Genomic DNA, 21,140 nt, shown 5'->3' on the forward strand with positions numbered 1-21,140 from the left:
GCTGACCGAGGAGTGTCGGGTATGACAACACGCGGGGAGACACTGCAACTGGCGACGCGGGGCTCGGACCTCGCGTTGCGCCAGGCGGCGACGGTTCGGGATTCGCTGAGCAGTCGCCGACTGGCGGTCGAACTCGTCGAGGTGGAGACGACGGGCGACCAGATACGGGACGAACTCATTCACCGACTGGGGAAAACCGGCGCGTTCGTGCGCAGCCTCGACGAGAAGGTGCTCGACGGCGAACTCGACGCGGCGGTCCACTCGATGAAGGACATGCCGACCGAACGGCCCGAGCGCCTCGTCGTCGCGGCGGTCCCCGAGCGGGCCGCCGCCGAGGACGTGCTGGTGACGCCCGACGGCCGCTCGCTTGACGAACTGCCGGAGGGTGCGACCGTCGGTACGTCGAGCCTGCGACGCAAGGCGCAGTTGCTCGCCGAGCGCGACGACCTCACCGTGGAACCGCTCCGGGGCAACGTCGATACGCGTCTTGCAAAACTGCTGGCCCCGTCGCTTCAGCAGGAACATCAGGAACGCCACGAGGCCGAAGAGGAGCAGACGGACGATACCGAGGAGTCCGACACCGACGAGGAGGAGGAACACCCCTACGACCGCACAGTCGAGGAGTGGTTCGACGACCTCACCGAGTTCGAACGGCGGGCGATGGAGCGGGACCCGGACGTGGAGTACGACGCTATCGTGCTGGCGAAGGCGGGGCTCCACCGCGCCGGGCTCACGCGCTACGTCGGGATGTCCGACCTCGATCCCGACCGGTTCGTGCCGGCTCCGGGGCAGGGCGCGTTGGCCGTGACTGCCGTCGACGGTGACCTCGCGCTGGATATCAAAGACCGGCTGGACGACCCACAAACGCGCGTCGAGACGACCGTCGAACGGACGATTCTCGAAGAACTCGGCGGTGGCTGTGTCGCGCCAATCGGCGTCCACGCCCACTTGGAGGGCGGCGTCGTCCACACGCGAGTGCGCGTCCTCTCACAGGACGGCACAGAGGAAGTCTCGGTTGGCCGCGACATTCCGGCCGAGTACCACATCGACGCGGCACAGGACCTCGCGGCGGAACTCGCCGAACAGGGCGCTGACGACCTTATCGCCGAGGCAAAGCGGGACTCGACGGGTGCGGACGACGACGCCTCGACGGCGCGGGAGGAAGACGAGGAATGACGGACGCTGCACCCGGCAAGGTGTATCTGGTCGGCTCCGGCCCCGGCGACCCGGACCTCCTGACGGTCAAGGCAAAACGCCTGCTTGAGGAGGCCGACGTGGTGCTGCACGACAAGCTCCCCGGCCCGGAAATCATCGGGATGATCCCCGAGGAGAAACGTGAGGACGTGGGCAAACGCGCCGGCGGCGAGTGGACGCCACAGGAGTACACCAACGCCCGATTAGTGGAACTGGCCGAGGAGGGTAACACCGTCGTCCGGCTGAAAGGCGGCGATCCGACGGTGTTCGGCCGCGGCGGCGAGGAACTGGCCCATCTCGCGGAGAACGGAATCCCCGTCGAGATCGTTCCGGGAATTACGAGCGCTATCGCCGGTCCCGAAGCCGCTGGGATTCCGGTCACGCACCGTGATTACACCTCCTCCGTCTCCTTCGTCACCGGCCACGAGGACCCGACGAAGGACGAATCCGCTGTGGACTGGGACGCTCTTGCGGCGACCGGCGGGACGCTCGTCGTCCTGATGGGCGTCGGTAAGCTGCCCCAGTACACAGAGGCCCTGCGCGAGGCCGGGATGGACCCCGACACGCCAGTCGCGCTCGTCGAACGCGCGACCTGGCCCGACCAGCAGGTCGCCACCGGCACGCTCGACACTATCGTCTCTGTCCGCGACGAGGCCGGTATCGAACCGCCCGCTATCACCGTCATTGGCGAGGTAGCCGGCGAGCGAGAGCGAGTGGTGGAGTTTCTGGAGGGGTACTGATGCGCGAGGAACCGCGCCTGCGCGTGGCTGCCTTCCGCCCCGACGACGAGCGTCTCGACGATGCGGTCGAACTGCTGGAATCGCTCGGTGCCGACCCGATTCCGGACCCGATGCTGGCCGTCGAGCCGGCGACGGCCGACGATGCCGACGGTGATGGAGACGATAGGCCAGTCACGCCCCGTACTGACGCCGACTACGTCGTCCTGACGAGCAAGACCGGCGTCGAACTCGCCGCCGAAGCTGGCTGGGACCCCGGCGAGGCGACGGTGTGTGCCATCGGCCAGTCGACCGCCGAGGCGCTTCACGAGGCCGGCTACGCCGTCGACATCATTCCCGCAGAATACTCTTCGACGGGACTTGTCGAAACGCTGTCTGGAGCGGTGGCTGGCACACGAGTCGAAGTCGCCCGGTCGGACCACGGCTCCGCAGTGCTGACTGACGGACTGGAAGCCGCCGGTGCGTACGTCCATGAAACCGTGCTGTACCGGCTCATCCGGCCTCCAGAATCGGGCGAATCTGCGGAGCTGGCAGCCGACGGCGACCTCGATGCGGCGCTATTCACCTCTTCGCTCACCGTCGAACACTTCCTCGATGCAGCTGCGGACCGCGGGGTCCGCGATGCTGCCATCGACGGACTGAACGAAGCGACTGTCGGCGCGATCGGTGAGCCGACGCGAGAGACGGCCGAGGACGCCGGTATCTCGGTCGACATCGTCCCCGATCAGGCCGACTTCGAGGCGCTGGCTTGCGAGGCTGTCGAGGCAGCCGCTCCGACACACCACGAATAACGGCTCTGTATAGTTCGACGCCTGCCCGAGCTATTTTGCGGCTTCTTCGACGGCCTCGCGCTCGTCCATCTCTGCCCGTAGCGTCGCCAGCTCGTTCTCGACCGCCCGCTCGCTGGAGAGGCGGTCGAGTTCCTGATCGATAGAGTCGCCCTCGTCGAGTACGGATTCGAGTTGACCGCTCGATTCGAGTTCCTCCAGCGCGGCCGCGCGCGCCTCCATCTGCTCCGTACGCTCCGTCGCGCGCTCGATGGAGCGGTGCACGTCGGCCATCGTATCGCCAGCGCCGGTAAACGCCTCTGAGACCCGGGCCGATGCCTCGGCGGCCTGATAGCGGGCCTTCATCGTTTCTTTTTTCGTCCGGAACTGCTCTACTTGACTGCTGAGTTCGGCCCGCTTGCCGACCAGCCGGTCCTGTGTGTCCTGTAGGTCGTCTATCTGCCCCGTCAGATCCGTGATCTGACTGACGTTCACTTGCTTCTTTTCCAGCGCCCGGCGCGCGAGGTCATCGCGTCCTTCCTGCAGGGCGGCCCGGACCTGCGTGTCGTGTTTCTCGACGTTCGACCGCAACCGAGTTCGGTGGATCTCTAAGCGTTTCTTCTGGGTCGTCACGTCGGCGATACCGCGGGTCACGTCCTGCAGTTCGTCCCGCATCTGCTCGTATGAGTAGTCAAGCTCCACCGCCGGGTCCGAAGTCCGACTGAGAAGAGCGTTGAGCTTAGCGCGGATTGCGAACGCGAACCGTCGGAGCAGACTCATCGAAACCGCTCCGGTCGGACAGGAACTCGAAGCGATTCTGACTGCGGCTCGGACGTGACAATATTCATGTCACTTTGTATGACTGTAGATATTATAATAACAGGGTATTACTCGATTTAATACGTGCTTAATGGGTCACAACGTCGGAAACCCGTGGCTATTCGATTTTACTGTCTGACTACTTGATGGATACCGGAAACAACCAACAGGCGTTGATGACACGGACCACACTGCGCATGGTCGGTACGCTATTGCTCGCACTCCTCACCGGCGCAAGCTTACCGGACGACGCGCGGAACGCCGTCGGCCCGCCCGGAAGCTTCCCGGATCCGGTCTCTGACTTTATGACGGCGAGCATCGAATTGGTTCAGGAGTTCCTCACCGGTGGGAGCGATGCCAGCCCCGGACCGGCCGTGAGCGGAGCGGCGACGGGTGCAGGTGTGTAGGCCGATGGACCGGAAGCTACTCGCCGTTGGTGGCGCCTTCGTGCTCCTGATTGGGGGCGTCGGTGGGGCGTTCGTCGCCGACCTCGGTCCGTTCCAGGCGGAAAGTAGCGGCGAGGACATCTTGGAATTCCCGACGGAGACCGTCGAAGCAACCGAGAGCGACACCACAACCACTGATACTGATGATTCTGACGGCGGCGCAGCACGTACTCCGCCGTTTACGCTCTCCGTCGACTCCATCAAGGAGTGTGGCCGCACCTGCCGAGACGTGACCTCGACGCTGGCAAACCAGCAGAACAGCACGGCGGCGGATGTCACCGTCTACACGCGTATTTACGCGGGTAACTCGACCGATGGCGATGTGGTCCGGGAGGGATCCGAGGACGTGGGTAGTCTTGAAGCGGAGGGGTCATACACTACGACCCGACGCGTCGACCTGTCATTCAGCGACGCGTACGCTATCGAACAGGCGGACGGCTGGATAACCATTCGAACGACCGTCGAGACTGCCGACCGGACGGTCACGCTCAGTGACCAGCGGGAGGTCGCCTGACGGGACAGGTCACTCTGGTACGACTGCCTGCGCGTCTGAACGTTTTTATGCCGGAGCGCACCTATCCCCGGTACGATGACTACGACCGGCCCCGTTCCAGCGCTCGCCGACCGCGCGGCCGCCTGCGCCGACCGACTCCGGGCGGCCGACCGCGTGTTGCTGGCCTCCCACATCGACGCCGACGGGCTGACCAGCGCTGCCATCGCCACCGCGGCGCTGTCGCGGGCCGGCATCCCTGTCGAGACCGTCTTCAAGAAGCAACTCGACGCCGCCGAAATCGAGAGCATCGCGGCCCGCGAGTACGATACCGTGCTGTTCACGGATTTCGGGTCCGGCCAGCTAGACGTTATCTCCGAGCACGTCGCCGCCGGCGATTTCGAGGCAATCATCGCCGACCACCACCAGCCGTCGGACCCGGGTGACTGCCACCCAGACGCGGTCGTCGACACCGACGGCTACGCCGACTTCGAGACGCATCTCAACCCGCTGCTGGAAGGCATCAATGGCGCGTCGGAGCTCTCGGGTGCGGGCGCAGCGTATGTCCTCGCCCGCGCGCTCTCGACCGAAGGGACGGACAACCGCGACCTCGCCGCGCTGGCGGTCGTCGGTGCAGTCGGGGACATGCAGGCCGTCGGTGGCGAACTTGTCGGGGCCAACGCCGGCCTCGTCGAGGAGGGCATTGACGCCGACGTGCTGGAAGAGGGGACCGATCTCTCGCTGTACGGCAAACAGACCCGACCGTTACCGAAACTGCTCGAGTACGCGACCGAAGTGCCGATTCCGGGCATCTCGAACGACCAGGCCGGCGCGACGCGGTTCCTCGAAGGTCTCGGCCTGAGCCTGAAAGCTAATGGCGACTGGCGTACGTGGGCGGACCTCTCCGACGACGAGCGCCAGACTGTCGCCAGCGGGCTGGTCCAGCGCGCCGTCGAGCGTGGCGTCCCGGCGGACAAGATAGAGACGCTCATCGGCACGACCTACACGCTGACCGCGGAACCGCGCGGGACGGAACTCCGGGACGCGAGCGAGTTCTCGACGCTGCTGAACGCCACGGCCCGCTACGAGCGGGCGGACGTGGGACTGGCCGTCTGTCTCGGCGAGCGCGATGCGCCGCTTGAACGGGCGCGGACGCTGTTGTCGAACCACCGGCGAAACCTCTCGGAGGGACTCACGCTCGTCAAGGAGCGTGGCGTCACACAGGCCGGGACCGTCCAGTGGTTCGACGCCGGCGATGCAATCCGCGAGACCATCGTCGGCATCGTCGCCGGGATGGCGCTGGGGACCGACGGCGTCGATTCGGACAAACCAATCATCGCCTTTGCCAGCACCGACGAAGACGAGACGAAAGTGTCCTCTCGGGCGACCGGTCCACTGGTCGGCCGGGGCGTCGACCTGTCGGTCGTAATGCACGACGCTGCGCAGTCTGTCGGCGGCGACGGCGGCGGGCACGATATCGCGGCGGGTGCGACCATCCCAGCCGGCGAGGAGTCGGCGTTCATCGAGGCGGCAGACAAGATTATCAGCGAACAAGTATCGTAACCGAGACGCAGCAAACCGCGCGGCAGTGAGACTGACGACGCTGCCACCAGTATCAGCAATAAAAGCTATACGTCCGCTTCTCCGAACACCCCACGATGGACTCTCGGGGCCTGTTCGATATTGCACTCGTTGTCGTCGCTGGCCTGCTGGCCTACACTGAGACGTTCGGCTTCGCGAACCCGCGGACGACGCTGCAAGAGATTATCGCAGCTATCGCCGGGCTGGACATCCGCGTCTTTCTGGTTCTGGGTGGCATCTTCGGTATCTGCTTCATCGCGTACCTCACGATGTATCTCCCGCAAAAGGACGCACGCACGATCCAACGCTGAATATCGGGTCATCTTTATCCCCAGCCCCGTACCGTTCTGGCAATGACAGAGTTCGATCCCGAGAAGTTCGAGGACAAATACGCGAACTACTTTCCGGAGCTCCAGAAGGCATACAAGAACGCTTTCGAGCGGATGAACGACACGTACGACTCTGAGCTGGTCCACGCGATCGACCAGCAGATCCTCAACGAGTCGGAGCCGTTCTACGAGGACGGCGAGTTCAGCGTCGAACTGCCGGAGAACCCGACCGATCGGCTCTCGGCGATCATCGTCGACGACGAGAAACTCGACGCCGTACTCTCCGAATACATCGACGAGATCGAGCGTGAACTGCGCCGCGTGTTCGATCTCGACGACTGACTGCACTCACCGCAGTTCGGCAATTGCTGCGTTATTCTTGTTCTGACAGTATCCTCGACAAAAACGCGTGGTGATGCCCTATTCGTCGGGCATCATCGTCTCATTCGGTTCGGGAGTCGAATCCGGTTCCGACGGCAATGCGCCGCCACTGCCCACTCCGGTACCGGGGAGCGACCCACCAGGTCCGGACTGGCCGGATTCCGCAGTCTGTGGTGCGTCTTCGGGTGATTTCTCGCCCGTGACGAGGAAGTCAAGCAGGTTCCCGACCAGTTGCTCGTTGTCGGCCCGGTAGAGGAACTCCTGCGTGAAAACGTTCGTGTCACCGACAGTGACGACGTTCCCCGAGCGGGAAACGACGCCGTACGTGTCCTGTCGCCGGGTCTTCGAGAGCGTGGTCTGTTCCGTCGTCGTGAGGGCGGTGTCGCCGCCTTGGACGGGGATCGCGGCGTAGAAGACTGTTCGGTCGACGCCCTCTGTGAGTTCCGTATCTCCTGTTGGCGTGGCGTAGACGTTCTGGTAGTTGGTGTCGTACTCGTGCATGTTGTACAGGTAGCCGTTCCCGTACGAGAGGCCGTACTGGCTCGCCAGTGGGGCCATCGGCATGGTCACGCTATCCGACCGAATCGGGCCGAAAAGCCCCAGTCCGGCGGGACTCGCCTGTGACGGCTCGTTTAGCAAGAGCACGCGACCGCCCGCGTCGCTGAACGCGGTCAAACCGTTCATTTCACTCTCGGTGTAGCGCTGTTCCGCGCCAAGGACGACAAAGGCGTCAGCCGAACGCAGTGACTCGTTGAGCGGGCTCCCACTCTGCCGCTCACCGACGTGGTAGCGCACCGTCGCTCCGTTCTCAGTCAGGGTCGAGACGAGCGGCGTGAGCGCTTCGCGGTCGATATCGCCAGCGTGAGCGACGTCGATAACGACGACCTTCCCGGACGCGTCGGCCGACATCGAGAGGTCACCGCTCTCGTCCGCTGGAGTCGCGACGCCCTCGTTGCTGTTGAACGACGGGGCGTCCACCTGATTTATATCGGGAGCCGATTGTGCACCGCCACCGATCGCGACGGTGCCGACAATCACCGACAGGACGAGTATCCCGACGAAAAACCCTGCTCGAATGACTGGACTCGAACGTGAGCTATCGGCTGACATTTCAGGCACCTCCCTGTGCGGTGCTGTTGTAGATAACCTGTTGGTTCTCCGGCGTGCCGTATATCATGAGGAAGTGGACTGTATCGACGCCCTGGTACGTGTACGGTGCGCCTTCGGCAGCGACGGTCGCGTTCCCACTGGCTCCACTTCCGCCACTGAGGAGGAATATCCCCTGTGGGTCCGCGGGGTTAGTGTACACGACCTGATACTCCGAGAGACCGGCCTCTTCAGCCGCGCCGGCTATCGCAGCTTCGAGTCCGCCGACTTCATCCGCATAGCCGGTCTGGACTGCGCGACCGCCCTGATAGGCCGACGCTTCAGCGACAGTCTCGCGGGAGACGTTGAGCCTGTCACCGCGTTCAGTCATGACCGCACCGACGAAGGCTCGCTTCATCGATTCGAGGCTCGCGTAGTACTGGTCACGCGTCATCCCACGATGGGCCTTGTCGGGGCCAGTGGTTGCGGATGCACTCAGGCCGTCGCTCGGCGCGGTGCCGATGACGCCGACGTGGCCAACGAGGCTGGCCGGCGTCACGTAGATGCGGTCGCTCGGGACCGCGGTGTAGTACGCGCCGGAGGCGGCGTACTGGTCGACGCTCGTGTACACCGGCTTCTCCGCCGAGAGCCGCTTGACGGCCAGATACATCGACTCACTGGAGGCGGCGCTCCCACCGGGGCTCGATATCCGGAGGACGACCGCTTCGACTGACTCGTTGCTACGGAGTTCGCGGAGCTCCTGTACCGTGTCCTGTGAGGTAGAACTGGAAATCGTTTCGTCGATGTTCACTACAGCGACGTACTGTTCGTCATCTTCGGCAACCGACGCCGCATACGGTACGACGGCGGCACCGATGAGAATGGCAATAACCGCAAGTACCGTGTACGACTGGAGGGCAACTGCGACCCGTCTATCGATTGGGTTGTTCATGCGACAACATAGATTCGCTGTCACGTTGGACTAATAAAAGCATACCCTGAACTGCTGGCCCAGAAGTCCCCGTCCCGGAACGACATGAGAAGTTTCCTTACTGTCGACCTGCAATCGATACCTATGGACCAACGCAAGCCGCCAGCCACGGAAGAGGGCTGGTACGCGCTGCACGACTGTCGGAGTATCGACTGGGACGCTTGGCGCGACGCTCCCCAGCGAGTCCGCGATCGTGCGCTCTCGGAGGGGATCGGCTTCCTCGACGCCTACGAAGCCGTCGAAGACGCCGAGGAGGGGCAGACGGCGGTGTACACCGTTATGGGCCACAAAGCCGACATCATGATCCTCCACCTGCGGCCGACGATGGGCGACCTCGACGCGGCCGAACGCCATTTCGAGCAGACGGAGTTCGCCGCCTTCACCGAGCAAGAGTTCTCCTACGTCTCCGTAACGGAGGCGTCGGGCTACACCGAGAAGTCCCGCGAGTACTTTGAGGGCGAGGTCGACGACGACTCCGGGCTGGCCCAGTACATTCAGGCCCGGCTCCACCCTGATGTGCCGGACGAGGAGTTCGTTTGCTTCTACCCGATGAGCAAGCGCCGCCAGCCCGACCAGAACTGGTACGACACGTCCTTCGAGGAGCGGGCGGCCCACATCAAACGGCATGGCGACATCGGTCGCGGGTACGGCGGCGAGGTGAGCCAGATGATCGCCGGCTCCATTGGCTTCGACGACTGGGAGTGGGGCATCACGCTCTGGAGCGACGACATGCGCCACATCAAGGAACTGCTGACCGAGATGCGTTTCGACCCCTCGACCTCGCAGTTCGCCGAGTTCGGCCCCTTCTACGTCGGCCGGAAGTTCGACCCAGCCGAGTTGCCGGCCGTGCTGGCTGGCCAGCGCGTACCGACCGATGGCGAGTCGGTTCCGGAGACGCCGGCGGACGTTGCGGAACACGAGCACGCGTCGGCCGGTACCGGCGCGAGTCACAGTCAGGCCAAGGAGCCTACAGCGAGCGACGCACAGGCTGGGGCACACGCCGGCGGTGACACCGGCAGCCACGGCGGGACCCATCCCGGAAGCGCCAGCGAAGGCGACCATCCGCATTCCGAGGACTCGTCCGACGAGGGCGATTCGGATTCTGCAAGTAGCTCGGGCGGTCGGCCTGACGTTTCAGCGGACTTCGAGGAGATAGACGACGCCGCACAGCGGCTCGGTCGGCTGGGGCTGCACGAGGGCGACGCGTACGACGCCGGCGACTACGCGCTGGTGTTCCACTCTTCGGCCGATGCGGAGGATATTGTCGACGATGTCTCCGACCTCGAAAGCAACTTCGACCACTACGACCGCCACGTCCGGACGGCCGTGCGTGCCGACAGTGGTCAGACCTACGTCGTCAGCATCTGGACGGCGAAAGACGCCGCCGAGACGGCAGCTGGGTTCCTGAAAGATATCGACGGTGTCGACGAACAGCTCGGCGGCTCCCTCGGTGAGGATGGCGGGAGCGCCGAGACTGCGGACGACAGCGACGCCCAGACCGCCGAGTCGTCCCAGTCCATCCGCGAGACGCTCGAATCCGCGGGCGTCTACGCCGGGCAACCGCACGGCGAGGACGTGTACGCCCTCGTGGTGTACTCCGAAGCCGACGCGGAAACGCTCGACGAGGAAGTCACAGACCTTCGGAGTGCGTTCGAGCGCTACGACACGCACGTCCAGACCACGGTGTACGGCGACACCGACGGCGATGTTGCGGCCGTCGCGTCGCTGTGGGACACTGAGGACGCCGCCCAGACCGCTAGCGACTACCTCACCGACCTCCCCGGCGTTGTCGGCCGCCACGGCGAGGGCGACGGCTTCGGGACGATGGGGATGTTCTACACGGTCAAGCCCGAGTACCACGACGACTTCGTCGAGAAGTTCGACACCGTCGGTGGCCTGCTCGAAGAGATGGACGGCCACCGCGAGACCTCGCTGCTGTTCAATCACGACGACGAGAACGACATGTTCATCGCGAGCCAGTGGGACTCACAGGAGGACGCGATGGCCTTCTTCCGCTCCGACGACTTCTCGGAGACGGTCGACTGGGGTCGGGACGTCCTGGCCGACCGACCGCGGCACGTCTTCCTGGCCTGAATCGCAGGCCACCTATTCGCTATCGAACGGCGACGAGCCGTAGCCGCCTGTAGTCTGCGACCCAGGTGTCACCGTCGAAAAGCGTCGGGTGGAGCCGGTCCTCGACAGCCGACAGCACTGCCGCTTGCTCGCTATCGTCGACACCAGCGAAGAACTCATCACCGAACATCTCAATCCAGTTCTGGAGCCCGTCTTCACCACCGTCGAGCGGCGTCGGTCGGTCGAATAGCCGTGAGAACTGCAGTTCGAGCCCGTGGCCTTCGACCCGCGGCGCGTACTCGCCGATACTCGGGAAGTACCAGGGATGACTGGCGTCGTAGCCCCGCGCATCCAGTTCGGCGATGAGTGCGTTGGTTATCGCGGCCACGTTACCGTGTCCGCCGAACTCCGCGACGAACCGCCCGTTCTCAGTCAGTGTATCGGCAACCGTCGATAGCACCGCGTCGTGGTCCTCTCCGGGAATCCAGTGCAGCGCCGCGTTCGAAAACACCGCATCGAACGGCTTGTCGGTGGTATAGGACCGCACGTCCGCCTGCTTGAACGCGAGGGTCGGATAGGCGTCTCTGGCCCGTCCGACCATCTCCGCCGACGCGTCGATACCGACCACCTCGGCACCGCTGTCTGCGATTTCTGCAGTCAGGTGGCCGGTGCCACAGCCGACATCCAGTATCCGCTCGCCGGAGTGGGGGTCCAGCAGGTTGACGACCGACTGACCGTGTTCGTGGACGAACCCGTGGCGGTCGTCGTAGTCGTCGGGGTCCCAGTCGTTGCCTGGCATAGCCTGTGCTATCCCGAGATGTAGTCAAAAGAATACCGACGGTGTTTCTGCCCGGTTTAGTCGTCGTCTTCGGTTACAGTTCGGTCGATATCTTTCTCACCGAAGAAGATGTCCGCTCCGTCTTGGGCCACCTTCTCTGCGAGAACGGCACACTTGACGCGCATCGGCGAGATGTCGACGCCGAGCATCTCCGTGATATCGTCGCGATCCATCGCTTTCAGGTCCTCGACTGCCATCCCAGCCAGTTCCTGTGAGAGCATCGACGCGGAGGCTTGGGAGATGGCACAGCCATCGCCCTGGAAGGCGACCTGCTCGATGGTCTCCTCATCCTCGTCGAGGACGACATCCATCCGTATCTCGTCGCCGCACATCGGGTTCTCGCCGATGTGGGTAAACGTCGGGTCCTCGATCTCCCCGTAGTTCCGGGGGTTCTTGTAGTGATCGAGGATCTGCTGCCGGTACATATCCGAGCCACCGATACCCATAATTGAACTATGATACGGCTGTCAGTCGGAAAAACGTTCCGAGGTATCGGTTCGCACGTCTGCTGTTTCGTGGGCGGAAGCGCCACTGACAGCCTGAGCGGTCCGGCAGGCTCTCCTCCGCCAGTAGGTAATATTTACTGCCGCCGTCCGGTCTGTCACTCTGTGGGAGAGAACAACGCTCCGTCTCCAACTGACCATGCCGTTCGGCTCGTGGGGTTTGTCAGCGACGAACCGGTGATTCGCCAGATCGGCAACCGGGCGCTGTATCTCGGCAACAAACACGCGGCACGGCCCGAGGCACACAATCGGTCCTTCGAACACGTGCTTTCGGCGACGAGCGAGGCCTACCCGCTCACGACCGCCCACCATCCGCTTATTGATGGCTCGGGCAACGAATGGGCGGCGTTCGAGGCGGCCGTCGATACCGCCCGGCGCTTCGTCAGAGCGGACGGCCTAGCGCTGATTCACTGCAAAGCCGGCGTCTCCCGGAGCGCGACGCTGATTGCGACGGCACTCGCTGCCGAGGAAAAGCGGCCGCTTTCCGATGCGCTGGCCAGCGTACAGGCGGCTCGGCCGATTGCGACTCCGAACCCCGCACTCTATGAGCTAGCCGTCATCTATCTCGCTGCAGACCGGTGACACTCATCCACGCTTCCCGGGGCTACTCCGTGACAGCGTTCTCGTCTTTCCTGACGACTTCGTCCCGGATCCGGTCGACCCACAGCGCAACCGGCCAGTCAGCTGTCTGAGCCGGTCCATCCCCTTCGAGCAATTCGAGTCGTCCAACCGAGTCCGGCGGCATCGCGACTAGTCCTTGATGCGTGGTCTCACCTATTGTTTCGATCTTGTGCCGCGCCCCACCGGGTAGATAGACGAACTCGCGCTGCTCTGCCCTGAGGACCTGCTCGTCTCCGTCCTCGCGTTTCAGCGTGTATCTGGCAGCGCCATCGAGGCACAAACACACCTCGTCGAAACTGGGCGCGTGCGTGTGCCAGTCGATGACCGCGCCAGGGTCCATCTCGAAGTACAGCAGCTTGAATTCGTTCGTGAAACACACCGGATACGTCCGGATGTCGTCCCCACCCTGTTCGAAGTGGCTGGCATCGTCGAGCGACACCTTGTACATCGTCTGATCGGGGAGGTGCGTGTAAGCGAGCGACGCCGGCGTCAGCGGCTGCTCCGCTTCATCGGTATCAGTCATCGTCCCGACAAAAGTTATCGTCGGAGTGTCATATAGCTGCCGTGTACATCGGCACTATATCACAACTGAAAATACCATCTGTTGCATCCCATATAGGGACTGAGCGTGCGATTACGCGAACAACTGTCGGGCGTCGTCAATAGCCGACACGAGCTTGTCAACTTCCTCGCGCGTGTTGTAGATGTAGAACGAGGCTCGCGCAGAGGCGGGGACGCCCATCTTGTCGTGGAGCGGTTGCGTACAGTGGTCGCCAGCGCGGATAGCGACGGCAGAGTCGTTGAGGATTGAGGAGAGGTCGTGAGCGTGCACCGAGTCGAGGTTGAACGAGACGAGGCCACCGCGCTCCGTTCCCGCCGACGGACCGTACGTTTCCACGTCACCCTCTTCTTGGAGCTGTTCCAGCGCATACTGGGCGAGCTGTTCTTCGTGGCGCTGGATCCGTTCCATCCCGATGTCGTCGAGGTAGTCACAGGCCTCCGCGAGCGCGATGCCCTGGCAGATGACCGGTGTGCCGGCCTCGAATTTCCACGGAAGGTCGTTCCAGGTGGCGTCCTCGAAGGTGACTTTCTTGATCATCTCGCCGCCGTAGAGGTACGGCTCCATCTCTTCGAGGATGTGTTTCTTGCCGTAGAGGACGCCAATACCGGTCGGACCGGCCATCTTGTGTCCTGAGAAGGCTAGGAAGTCGGCGTCGATGGCCTCCACGTCGACCGGGCGGTTCGGGACCGACTGTGCGCCGTCGACGAAGATATACGAATCGTGGTCGTGGGCGATATCCGCCAGTTCCGAGACGGGGTTGACCGTCCCCAGCGTGTTCGAGACGTGGACGACGCTGACCATCGCGGTGTCGTCGGTGATGATTTCCCGGGCGTGATCCATATCGAGCGTGCCGTCCTCATCGACGCTGATGTAGCGACAGGTCGCACCGGTCTTCTTGGCGATCTGCTGCCAGGTGACCAGCGAGGCGTGGTGTTCCATCTCCGTGAGCACCACTTCGTCTTCGGGCCCGAGTTCATTCAGGCCCCAGGCGTAAGCGACGAGGTTCTCGCTTTCGGTGGTGTTCTTGGTGAAGATGATCTCCTCACGTTCGCCCGATGCGCCGATAAACTCGGCGACGCGGTCGTGAGCGTCCTCGTAGGCGACGCTGGCCTCCTGACTGAGCTGGTGGAGGCCGCGGTGGACGTTTGCGTTGGTCGTCCGGTAGTAATCCGCGATAGTCTCGACGACCGGTTCGGGCGTCTGCGTGGTGGCCGCGTTGTCGAGATACACCACTTGCTCGCCGCCGAACTCGCGCTGGAGGATGGGGAAATCCTCACGGATACGCTCCACGTCCAGTAGTTCAGATTCAGCGTGTCCCATTGGTTCTATTCAGGGGCTCAACAGGCAACATTCCTTCGGTTCACCTAGAACTCCTCCCGTCCGGTAGCGGCCGTTTCTTGCCCTATCCGGAGTCAGAGTCGGACTCGGATACGGATCTGGCGACCATCGCGTGCTGCTCCCGATAGGTCTCCAGTAGGTAGTTGTCCCAGACGAGATCGGCGAGAACGTGGGCATACAGCACGACAGCGGTAAACAGGGCCAGCGGCTCGGAGACGAGCTAGAGGCCGAACACGACTACACCGCCGATGAGATGGTGACTGAGGAGCCGCTGGAGCGGCCAGAGGTCTTGCGGGCCGAAGATTTCGTCTTGGTCGAGCACCGCGATCTTCGGATTGCGGAGGCAGCGGCGGAGCGCGGTCCAGTCGCCGGTTTCCAGTCGAGCCACTGCGAAGTGGTCGAAATCGATGACGATACCGACGACGACTGCGTAGCCGACGGCGGCCCACCAGGGAAGCGGGATCGGCAGAACGGCGACGCCGGCGGCCCCGACGGCAGCGGAGACGATAGCGTGGTCTCGAGAATACATATGTGTCACTCTCGACGGGCGTGTGCAAAGACTGTCGAGGTCGGGCGTGCGATGGCGACCGCAGTTACATCCAGAGCAGTTGCGCGTGGCGCGTCTCGCCCAGATCGAGGACGTTCTCCTCGTCGACGAAGCCGTGCTCGACGGCGACGCTGACGGCGTCGTCGCCGACGATGTTGGCGACCGAACACCGGGAAAGACTGTCGACGATTTCGTCTTCGGTAGCCGCCTCGCCGCCGTAGAACTCCTCGTTGACGGTGAGCGAGACGGGTCCGTTCTCGAACGTTTCGCCCATGATGTCGTGGTCACAGACGGAGACGAGCAACCCCTCGTCGGTGTCGCGTTCGTTGAGTATCATTCAAGCAGTTGCTGCTCGGCCTCCTCGCGCATCTCGTCGACTTCCTCGGCCAACTCCTCGGCGCGGTCGAACTCGCCGACCTCCTCGAGAGCGCGGGCCTTCTCTTCGAGCACATCGGCGTTGCGGAAACCGAGGCGGACCGCGTTGTCGAACGCGTCGATAGCTTCGTCAGCTAGCCCGCGTTCGAGTAGGAAGAAGCCGCGGTTGTACCAGCCCTCGCCGAAGCGAGGGTCGATTTCGACGGCGCGCTCGGCGTGTTCGAGCGCCTGTTCGGAGCGGCCGGATTTCCACAGCGCGTATGCGAGGTTCGTCTCGGCCGTAGCGGCGTGGTCGGACTCCTCGTCGAAATTGAGGGCTTCCTTGTACGCGCCGATGGCGGCGTCCCACTCCTCGAGTTCCGCGTGGGCCGCACCCTTGTTTGTCCATGCCTCTTGGAGCAGACGCTCCTCCTCTGTGTGCTGGGCAACGCGCTCGAAGGTTTCGGCGGCCTGTTCGTGGCGGTTGATGTGCATATACTCTAGGCCGACATCGAGTAGCTTCTCCGGTTCCACAGAGTCAGCGGAGATGTTCCGCTGGTCAAGCAGGTCGGTGACGACACGCGAGTCGACGGGGTCGACCTTGTCCGGATCGACTTCGAACTCTGGCGGTTCGAGGTCGAACCCCTCGTAGGGGTCGTCGAACCCCTGCCCTTCCGAAAAGGCGTGATCGTCGTCGTTGTCTGTCATACTACCTGATTGACGGCCAATCCGGTTAAGGGCTACGTCCACGGCTCGCCAGGATTTAGGTGTCCTGCGCCCGGATTTCCGGCCGCTCGGAGCCCGTTATACCGGACGGCCCTCGTCTCCACGGTGTCGCTTGCGGTCGTCCTGAGGAGTTCTGGCTGCGGTGCCCGGTGCTTTCTTGCGAACCGGCCCGCAACCCTCAGCTATGACAAAGCGCCTGTTCGTCAGCGTTGACCTTGACGGGCTGGCCGACGCCGTGGCAGCCGTCCAGAACCGGTTCGACGGGGTGTCGGGCCTTCGACTCACTGACCCCGAGCAAGCTCATGTCACGCTGAAGTTCCTCGGCGACACTGACCCTGACCGGGTTGCCGACATAGTTAGCGCCCTCGAAACCGCGGTCGAAGACAGCGGCGTCGATCCGTTCGAAGCTGAGTTCGGCGGGCTCGGCGTCTTTCCGTCGCTGTCCTACGTCAGCGTCGTCTGGATTGGCGTCCAGGACGGCCAGGGTGATGCGGAACTGACCGTGCTGCACGAAGCCATCGAAGACCGGACCGTCGCGATGGGGTTCGACCCGGAGGACCACGGGTTCACGCCGCACGCGACCATCGCCAGAATGGACCACGCCGGCGGCAAGGAGACTGTACAGCACGTCGTCGAGAACGACGATCCTGGCGTGGGGCGCCTACGGGTCGCGGAAATCAGGCTGAAAGAGAGCGAACTGGGTCCCGACGGACCGACATACCGGACCGTCGACTCGGTGTCGCTGTGAGTGTGTACCGTTACAGCCAGGCGGTTGCTGTCGGTGCGAGTTCTATGCGAACGATGCTGACGGCCATTTAGTGATAGAATTTTGTTAGAAACTGTTTGGTGGTGTCGGGAGTGTCGTAGTTTTGGCTGGGATTCGCACTGAGGGCATGAATTAGGCACCTGTATAACTCCGTGCGGCGTACTGGCAGTCCGTTTAGGCCGACCAAAACAAATCAGGTTAGTGACAATTTTTATCGGTCCGAGCAGCGTAGGACCGATATGGTCGCCGTTGAGAACGTTGCTTTCGTGTTCGTCGCGGGGTTGCTCACGGCACTCGCCACCGGCCTCGGTGCGATACCGTTCTTTCTGGTCGACGAGTTCTCCGACCGATGGAACGTCCTGCTGTGGGGGCTCGCCTCGGGGATCATGGTCGCCGCCTCGTTGTTCGGACTCGTCCGGGAGGGGCTGGCCTACGGATCGCCAGTGCTCATGGTTCCCGGTATTCTGGCTGGGGTCGCGCTCGTCGCTGTAGCACACGAACTGTTAGACGATTTCGACCAGTCGCCCAAGCAGTTCGAACAGGCGGATTTCACCAAGCTGCTGCTGATTCTGGGCATTCTGACTGTCCATAGCTTCCCGGAGGGCGTCGCCGTCGGCGTCTCCTTCGCTGAACTCGGGTTGGAGTCGGCCACGCCCGAATCCGCTGTCGGTATCCTTGGTGTCTCCGTCCCGCTGCTGGCGGTGTTCATGACCATCGCCATCTCCATCCACAACGTCCCTGAGGGGACTGCTATCGCCATCCCGCTTCGCTCGCTGGGTGTCAGCGAGTGGAAGATGGTCTGGTGGGCGGTGTTCTCCTCGCTACCCCAGCCGGTCGGGGCCGTTATCGCGTATTACTTCGTCACGCTGGCGAAGGCGTTTCTCCCGTTCGGCTTTGGCTTTGCCGCCGGGGCGATGGTGTATCTCGTACTCACGGAGTTCGTTCCCGAGGCCTTGGAGTACGGGGACGGCTTGCCGGGTGGAGGCAAACGTGAACTACTCGCAGGGGTCGCTGTCGGCGTGTTGGCGATGGTGCCGCTGGCGTTCGTTTAGAACGGGAGCTTGTTCCGGATGACGGTGAGGTCGACAAAGGCCTTCAGCGGGTCGCCGTAGTCATCAACACGGGTCTCCATCCGGTAGTTCGAGTGGTCGACGGCGAAGAAGTACGGCCCGGGTTCGTTAAGTGACTCTCGCGCGCCGCCGTCGTCCGTCGACGCTTTGTAAATATCTGACCCCTCCGGCTGGACCGCTGTCTGGCTGAACTCGGGGTTCCCCGGCGGTGTCTCGTCGGGCTTCCGACCCTTGATGAACGTGTCGTACTGCTCGAACCGCTCGCGATCAGTGAAAAAGTACGCGCTGAACGGGATGTCCGCTTTGACGATATACCGTAGTTCACCGCCGGGGTCGGATACATCCGGAATTTCCTCCTTGATCCACGCTTCGTGTGGGTTGACTCTGACGTCCTGTTGCACGCTGACGACGACCTCACCGCCCCCACCCATGCAACCGGAGCCGACAGCTGTTGCACCGACACCCATTGTCTGGAGGAATCTCCGGCGCTTCATCCATTGATAATCAGGGCCACAGACTACTTAGTTCTACGTCCGCAGTTATAGCCGCTGATAACGGGCCGTGACCGGCTCGAAAAGGAAGGAATTTAAACCACGGCCCGGAACAAGCACCATACCATGGGTAAGAAATCGAAGGCTACGAAGAAGCGACTGGCCAAACTCGACAACCAGAACAGTCGAGTCCCGGCCTGGGTCATGCTCAAGACGGACCGCGAAGTCCAGCGCAACCACAAACGACGCCACTGGCGGCGCAACGACACTGACGAATAATGAGCGCCAGTGACTTCGAGGAGCGTGTCGTCACCGTCCCGCTCCGAGACGCGCGAGCCGAACCGAACCACAAGCGCGCAGACAAGGCGATGATCCTCATCCGCGAGCACCTCGCCAAACACTTCTCTGTCGACGAGGACGCCGTCCGCCTCGACCCCTCGATCAACGAGGCGGCCTGGGCCCGCGGTCGCGCCAACACGCCGAGCAAGATCCGTGTTCGCGCCGCCCGCTTCGAGGAAGAGGGCGAAGCCATCGTCGAAGCAGAGACCGCAGAGTAACGTTGCTCCGCGCGGCTTTCTCCGGGTCGTCGTACGTGGGTGTGTTCGCCCGTGCGACCGACGACTGCGTGCTGGTTCGCCCAGACTTAGACGAATCGCTGCTCGACGACCTGAGCGACGAACTCGACGTTCCAGCCGTGCCGACCACCGTCGGCCGCTCCGGGACCGTCGGCGCGCTCGCGACCGGCAACGAGAACGGACTGGTCGTCTCCGAACGCGTCCGCGAGACCGAAATCGAACGGATTCAGGATGTCGTCGACGTGCCCGTGACGCGGCTCCCCGGCCGAATCAACGCCGCCGGCAACGTCGTCTGCTGTAACGACTACGGCGCGTACGTCCACCCTGACCTCTCCAGAGACGCCGTGCAGGCCGTCAAAGACGGGCTGGAGGTCCCGGTCGAACGTGGCGTCATCGCCGGTGTCACAACCGTCGGGACCGCCGCCGTCGCCACCAACAAGGGTGTGCTCTGCCATCCGAAGGCCACGGACGGCGAGCTTGACGCACTTGAGGACATCCTCGACGTGCCGGCTGACATCGGGACCATCAACTACGGTGGTCCGCTTGTCGGCTCCGGGCTGGTCGCGAACGACCACGGCTACGTCTGTGGCTCGGACACCTCCGGCCCCGAACTGGGCCGTATCGACCAGGCACTCGGCTACATCGACTGACGCGATTTCTCTTTCACCGCTCAGGATGGATGCTGGTGGCTGAGTTTTTCTGCCACCACGCCCGGAACGGGTAGTCCGCAGTCTCCACACGCCCAAGACCGGCTGGTCCCACCGCGGTCCAGCGTCAGATCCTGCCTGAACCGCAGCGTCGCACCGCACTCACACCGGTAGGTCGTCTCGCTCATGTCTCGACGTACGTGGTGCCCCGGCAAATCTGCCGGGGTGAGTGACCATGACAACTCGTGTCAAAGAATAATATGGTGTGTTCCCAAATATCACACATGGTCCAGCGAACACCGCCCGCGGAAGACCAGAACAGTCTCGTCTGCCGGAAGTGTGACTACTCGACAGGTGTACTCCGCCCGTCCTGCCCGGAGTGTGGCGGCGATATGGTGTACGCACCAGATCCCGGCGAATAGGGGCTGAAGATCTGTTTCTGGGTGGCTCGGATGCCACTGGATCGGTCCGAATAGCGGTGAGTATTGCCCGACTCTGTCGTGGATCGCTGTGTCTCTGGAAAAAGGCCGAAGGGGAAGATACTTCCCTGCCCTGCCCGCACCTGCGTATATGAGCACGTACACTGTTCGCGGTAGTTTCCCGGCCCGAGACGGCCCACAACAGTTCGAGAAGGAGGTCGACGCGCCAAACGAGAACGTCGCTGAGGAGCGCGTTTACAGCGACTTCGGCTCCCAGCACAACCTCAAGCGCACGCAGATCACGATCGAGGAGGTGGCAGCATGATGGGCGGTGGCGGCGGTGGCGGCGGCGGTCAGATGCAGCAAGTCGCACAGGAGATCGAGCAGATGGAGCAGGAAGTCGAGGCCATCGACGAGGAGATCGAACGCCTCCGTGAGAAGCAGACTGACATCGACGAGGCCATCGAGGCCATCGAGACACTCGATTCCGGTTCCACAGTGCAGGTTCCGCTCGGCGGCGACGCCTACATCCGCGCAACGATCGAGGATATCGACGAAGTCGTCGTCTCCCTCGGTGGCGGCTACTCCGCAGAACGCGAGCAGGATGGCGCTGTCAGCACGCTGGAAACCAAGAAGGAGACACTGGACGACCACATTAGCGACCTGCAGGAAGAGAAGGCCGAAGTCGAGACCGAGATGGAGGAGCTCGAACAGCAGGCCCAGCAGATGCAACAGCAGCAGATGCAGCAGATGATGCAACAGCAAGAGCAGGAAGACGAGTAAGGCCGC

At 63.1% G+C, this 21,140-nt stretch carries 27 protein-coding genes and 1 pseudogene; 17 read left to right on the forward strand and 11 right to left on the reverse strand.

Annotated elements, in window-relative coordinates; genetic code table 11:
- Positions 1 to 21 precede the first annotated feature (21 nt).
- The 3 genes from hemC to IEY38_RS10190 are packed head-to-tail and all read left to right on the forward strand — an operon-like array spanning position 22 to position 2,722.
- Complete coding sequence (hemC, locus tag IEY38_RS10180) at positions 22 to 1,176, forward strand: hydroxymethylbilane synthase (protein ID WP_188977529.1); 1,155 nt, start codon at positions 22 to 24, stop codon at positions 1,174 to 1,176.
- Entirely contained in the window at positions 1,173 to 1,934 is a 762-nt protein-coding gene (gene cobA, locus IEY38_RS10185; RefSeq protein WP_188977531.1) for a uroporphyrinogen-III C-methyltransferase, read from the forward strand. The genes hemC and cobA overlap by 4 nt, the downstream gene beginning before the upstream one ends.
- Entirely contained in the window at positions 1,934 to 2,722 is a 789-nt protein-coding gene (locus tag IEY38_RS10190; protein ID WP_188977533.1) for a uroporphyrinogen-III synthase, read from the forward strand. Before cobA ends, IEY38_RS10190 begins: the two co-directional genes overlap by 1 nt.
- A 30-nt stretch (positions 2,723 to 2,752) precedes the next feature.
- Here the strand turns inward: IEY38_RS10190 and IEY38_RS10195 are convergent, their stop codons facing one another.
- A complete protein-coding gene (locus IEY38_RS10195) occupies positions 2,753 to 3,478 on the reverse strand; it encodes a PspA/IM30 family protein (protein ID WP_188977535.1) in 726 nt (241 codons plus the stop codon).
- Between the two features lie 185 nt (positions 3,479 to 3,663).
- Between IEY38_RS10195 and IEY38_RS10200 the strand changes: the two genes are divergently transcribed.
- From IEY38_RS10200 to IEY38_RS10220, 5 genes are all read left to right on the forward strand, one after another.
- On the forward strand, positions 3,664 to 3,924 hold the full coding sequence (locus IEY38_RS10200) for a hypothetical protein (RefSeq protein ID WP_229775270.1): 261 nt from the start codon (positions 3,664 to 3,666) through the stop codon (positions 3,922 to 3,924).
- Between the two features lie 4 nt (positions 3,925 to 3,928).
- Positions 3,929 to 4,477 carry a hypothetical protein gene (locus IEY38_RS10205; RefSeq protein ID WP_188977537.1) on the forward strand — a complete coding sequence of 183 codons (549 nt, stop codon included), beginning with the start codon at positions 3,929 to 3,931 and terminating at the stop codon, positions 4,475 to 4,477.
- A gap of 75 nt (positions 4,478 to 4,552) precedes the next feature.
- Positions 4,553 to 6,016, forward strand: a complete 1,464-nt coding sequence (locus IEY38_RS10210) for a single-stranded-DNA-specific exonuclease RecJ (protein WP_188977539.1) — start codon at positions 4,553 to 4,555, stop codon at positions 6,014 to 6,016.
- A 95-nt stretch (positions 6,017 to 6,111) separates the two neighbouring features.
- A complete protein-coding gene (locus IEY38_RS10215) occupies positions 6,112 to 6,345 on the forward strand; it encodes a hypothetical protein (RefSeq protein WP_188852013.1) in 234 nt (77 codons plus the stop codon).
- Between the two features lie 42 nt (positions 6,346 to 6,387).
- Complete coding sequence (locus IEY38_RS10220) at positions 6,388 to 6,705, forward strand: DUF5783 family protein (protein ID WP_188977541.1); 318 nt, start codon at positions 6,388 to 6,390, stop codon at positions 6,703 to 6,705.
- Positions 6,706 to 6,783: 78 nt separating this feature from the next.
- Here IEY38_RS10220 and IEY38_RS10225 read toward each other — a convergent pair whose 3' ends face one another.
- Positions 6,784 to 7,854, reverse strand: a complete 1,071-nt coding sequence (locus IEY38_RS10225) for a DUF4350 domain-containing protein (protein WP_188977543.1) — start codon at positions 7,852 to 7,854, stop codon at positions 6,784 to 6,786.
- A gap of 1 nt (position 7,855) precedes the next feature.
- Positions 7,856 to 8,782, reverse strand: a complete 927-nt coding sequence (locus IEY38_RS10230; RefSeq protein WP_188977545.1) for a S49 family peptidase — start codon at positions 8,780 to 8,782, stop codon at positions 7,856 to 7,858.
- A 123-nt stretch (positions 8,783 to 8,905) separates the two neighbouring features.
- Between IEY38_RS10230 and IEY38_RS10235 the strand changes: the two genes are divergently transcribed.
- On the forward strand, positions 8,906 to 10,915 hold the full coding sequence (locus IEY38_RS10235) for a heme-binding protein (protein WP_188977547.1): 2,010 nt from the start codon (positions 8,906 to 8,908) through the stop codon (positions 10,913 to 10,915).
- 19 nt (positions 10,916 to 10,934) lie between these two features.
- Here IEY38_RS10235 and IEY38_RS10240 read toward each other — a convergent pair whose 3' ends face one another.
- Together IEY38_RS10240 and sufU are read right to left on the reverse strand one after the other, a co-directional pair.
- Positions 10,935 to 11,693: a class I SAM-dependent methyltransferase gene (locus tag IEY38_RS10240; protein ID WP_188977549.1), complete on the reverse strand. Its 759-nt coding sequence runs from the start codon at positions 11,691 to 11,693 to the stop codon at positions 10,935 to 10,937.
- A 56-nt stretch (positions 11,694 to 11,749) separates the two neighbouring features.
- Positions 11,750 to 12,178, reverse strand: coding sequence for a Fe-S cluster assembly sulfur transfer protein SufU (sufU, locus tag IEY38_RS10245; protein ID WP_004964685.1), 429 nt, complete (start codon positions 12,176 to 12,178; stop codon positions 11,750 to 11,752).
- Positions 12,179 to 12,340: 162 nt separating this feature from the next.
- On the opposite strand from sufU, the gene IEY38_RS10250 reads away from it, so the two are divergent.
- Positions 12,341 to 12,817 carry a dual specificity protein phosphatase family protein gene (locus IEY38_RS10250; protein ID WP_188977551.1) on the forward strand — a complete coding sequence of 159 codons (477 nt, stop codon included), beginning with the start codon at positions 12,341 to 12,343 and terminating at the stop codon, positions 12,815 to 12,817.
- 22 nt (positions 12,818 to 12,839) lie between these two features.
- On the opposite strand, the gene IEY38_RS10255 is transcribed toward IEY38_RS10250, so the two are convergent.
- The 5 genes and pseudogenes from IEY38_RS10255 to IEY38_RS10275 form a co-directional block, all read right to left on the reverse strand.
- The gene (locus IEY38_RS10255) at positions 12,840 to 13,379 is read right to left on the reverse strand and encodes a cupin domain-containing protein (RefSeq protein WP_188977553.1); all 540 of its coding nucleotides are present in this window, start codon (positions 13,377 to 13,379) and stop codon (positions 12,840 to 12,842) included.
- Between the two features lie 111 nt (positions 13,380 to 13,490).
- Positions 13,491 to 14,738 (reverse strand): aminotransferase class V-fold PLP-dependent enzyme, encoded by a 1,248-nt coding sequence (locus tag IEY38_RS10260; protein WP_188977555.1) that lies wholly within the window; start codon positions 14,736 to 14,738, stop codon positions 13,491 to 13,493.
- Positions 14,739 to 14,820: 82 nt separating this feature from the next.
- A pseudogene (locus tag IEY38_RS10265) lies at positions 14,821 to 15,285 on the reverse strand (hypothetical protein).
- Positions 15,286 to 15,349: 64 nt separating this feature from the next.
- A complete protein-coding gene (locus IEY38_RS10270; RefSeq protein ID WP_188977557.1) occupies positions 15,350 to 15,640 on the reverse strand; it encodes a DUF424 domain-containing protein in 291 nt (96 codons plus the stop codon).
- Positions 15,637 to 16,365: a tetratricopeptide repeat protein gene (locus IEY38_RS10275; protein WP_170097644.1), complete on the reverse strand. Its 729-nt coding sequence runs from the start codon at positions 16,363 to 16,365 to the stop codon at positions 15,637 to 15,639. The genes IEY38_RS10270 and IEY38_RS10275 overlap by 4 nt, the downstream gene beginning before the upstream one ends.
- 202 nt (positions 16,366 to 16,567) lie before the next feature.
- Between IEY38_RS10275 and thpR the strand changes: the two genes are divergently transcribed.
- Both thpR and IEY38_RS10285 read left to right on the forward strand, forming a co-directional pair.
- Positions 16,568 to 17,131, forward strand: coding sequence for an RNA 2',3'-cyclic phosphodiesterase (gene thpR, locus IEY38_RS10280; RefSeq protein ID WP_188977559.1), 564 nt, complete (start codon positions 16,568 to 16,570; stop codon positions 17,129 to 17,131).
- 257 nt (positions 17,132 to 17,388) lie between these two features.
- The gene (locus tag IEY38_RS10285) at positions 17,389 to 18,201 is read left to right on the forward strand and encodes a ZIP family metal transporter (protein ID WP_170097642.1); all 813 of its coding nucleotides are present in this window, start codon (positions 17,389 to 17,391) and stop codon (positions 18,199 to 18,201) included.
- Here IEY38_RS10285 and IEY38_RS10290 read toward each other — a convergent pair.
- Complete coding sequence (locus tag IEY38_RS10290; protein ID WP_188978220.1) at positions 18,198 to 18,650, reverse strand: hypothetical protein; 453 nt, start codon at positions 18,648 to 18,650, stop codon at positions 18,198 to 18,200. The genes IEY38_RS10285 and IEY38_RS10290 overlap by 4 nt on opposite strands.
- 186 nt (positions 18,651 to 18,836) lie before the next feature.
- On the opposite strand from IEY38_RS10290, the gene IEY38_RS10295 reads away from it, so the two are divergent.
- The 5 genes from IEY38_RS10295 (at position 18,837) to pfdA (ending at position 21,134) form a co-directional block, all read left to right on the forward strand.
- Positions 18,837 to 18,989, forward strand: coding sequence for a 50S ribosomal protein L39e (locus IEY38_RS10295; protein WP_004518346.1), 153 nt, complete (start codon positions 18,837 to 18,839; stop codon positions 18,987 to 18,989).
- Positions 18,989 to 19,267: a 50S ribosomal protein L31e gene (locus IEY38_RS10300; protein ID WP_004518347.1), complete on the forward strand. Its 279-nt coding sequence runs from the start codon at positions 18,989 to 18,991 to the stop codon at positions 19,265 to 19,267. The genes IEY38_RS10295 and IEY38_RS10300 overlap by 1 nt, the downstream gene beginning before the upstream one ends.
- 2 nt (positions 19,268 to 19,269) lie before the next feature.
- A complete protein-coding gene (locus tag IEY38_RS10305; protein WP_188977561.1) occupies positions 19,270 to 19,935 on the forward strand; it encodes a translation initiation factor IF-6 in 666 nt (221 codons plus the stop codon).
- Positions 19,936 to 20,502: 567 nt separating this feature from the next.
- A complete protein-coding gene (rpl18a, locus tag IEY38_RS10315; protein WP_004594032.1) occupies positions 20,503 to 20,676 on the forward strand; it encodes a 50S ribosomal protein L18Ae in 174 nt (57 codons plus the stop codon).
- Positions 20,673 to 21,134 (forward strand): prefoldin subunit alpha, encoded by a 462-nt coding sequence (gene pfdA / locus IEY38_RS10320; RefSeq protein ID WP_188852004.1) that lies wholly within the window; start codon positions 20,673 to 20,675, stop codon positions 21,132 to 21,134. The genes rpl18a and pfdA overlap by 4 nt, the downstream gene beginning before the upstream one ends.
- The last annotated feature ends 6 nt before the right edge of the window (positions 21,135 to 21,140 follow it).

The sequence above is a fragment of the Haloarcula sebkhae genome, assembly GCF_014647415.1.
Classification (GTDB): Archaea; Halobacteriota; Halobacteria; order Halobacteriales; family Haloarculaceae; genus Haloarcula; species Haloarcula sebkhae.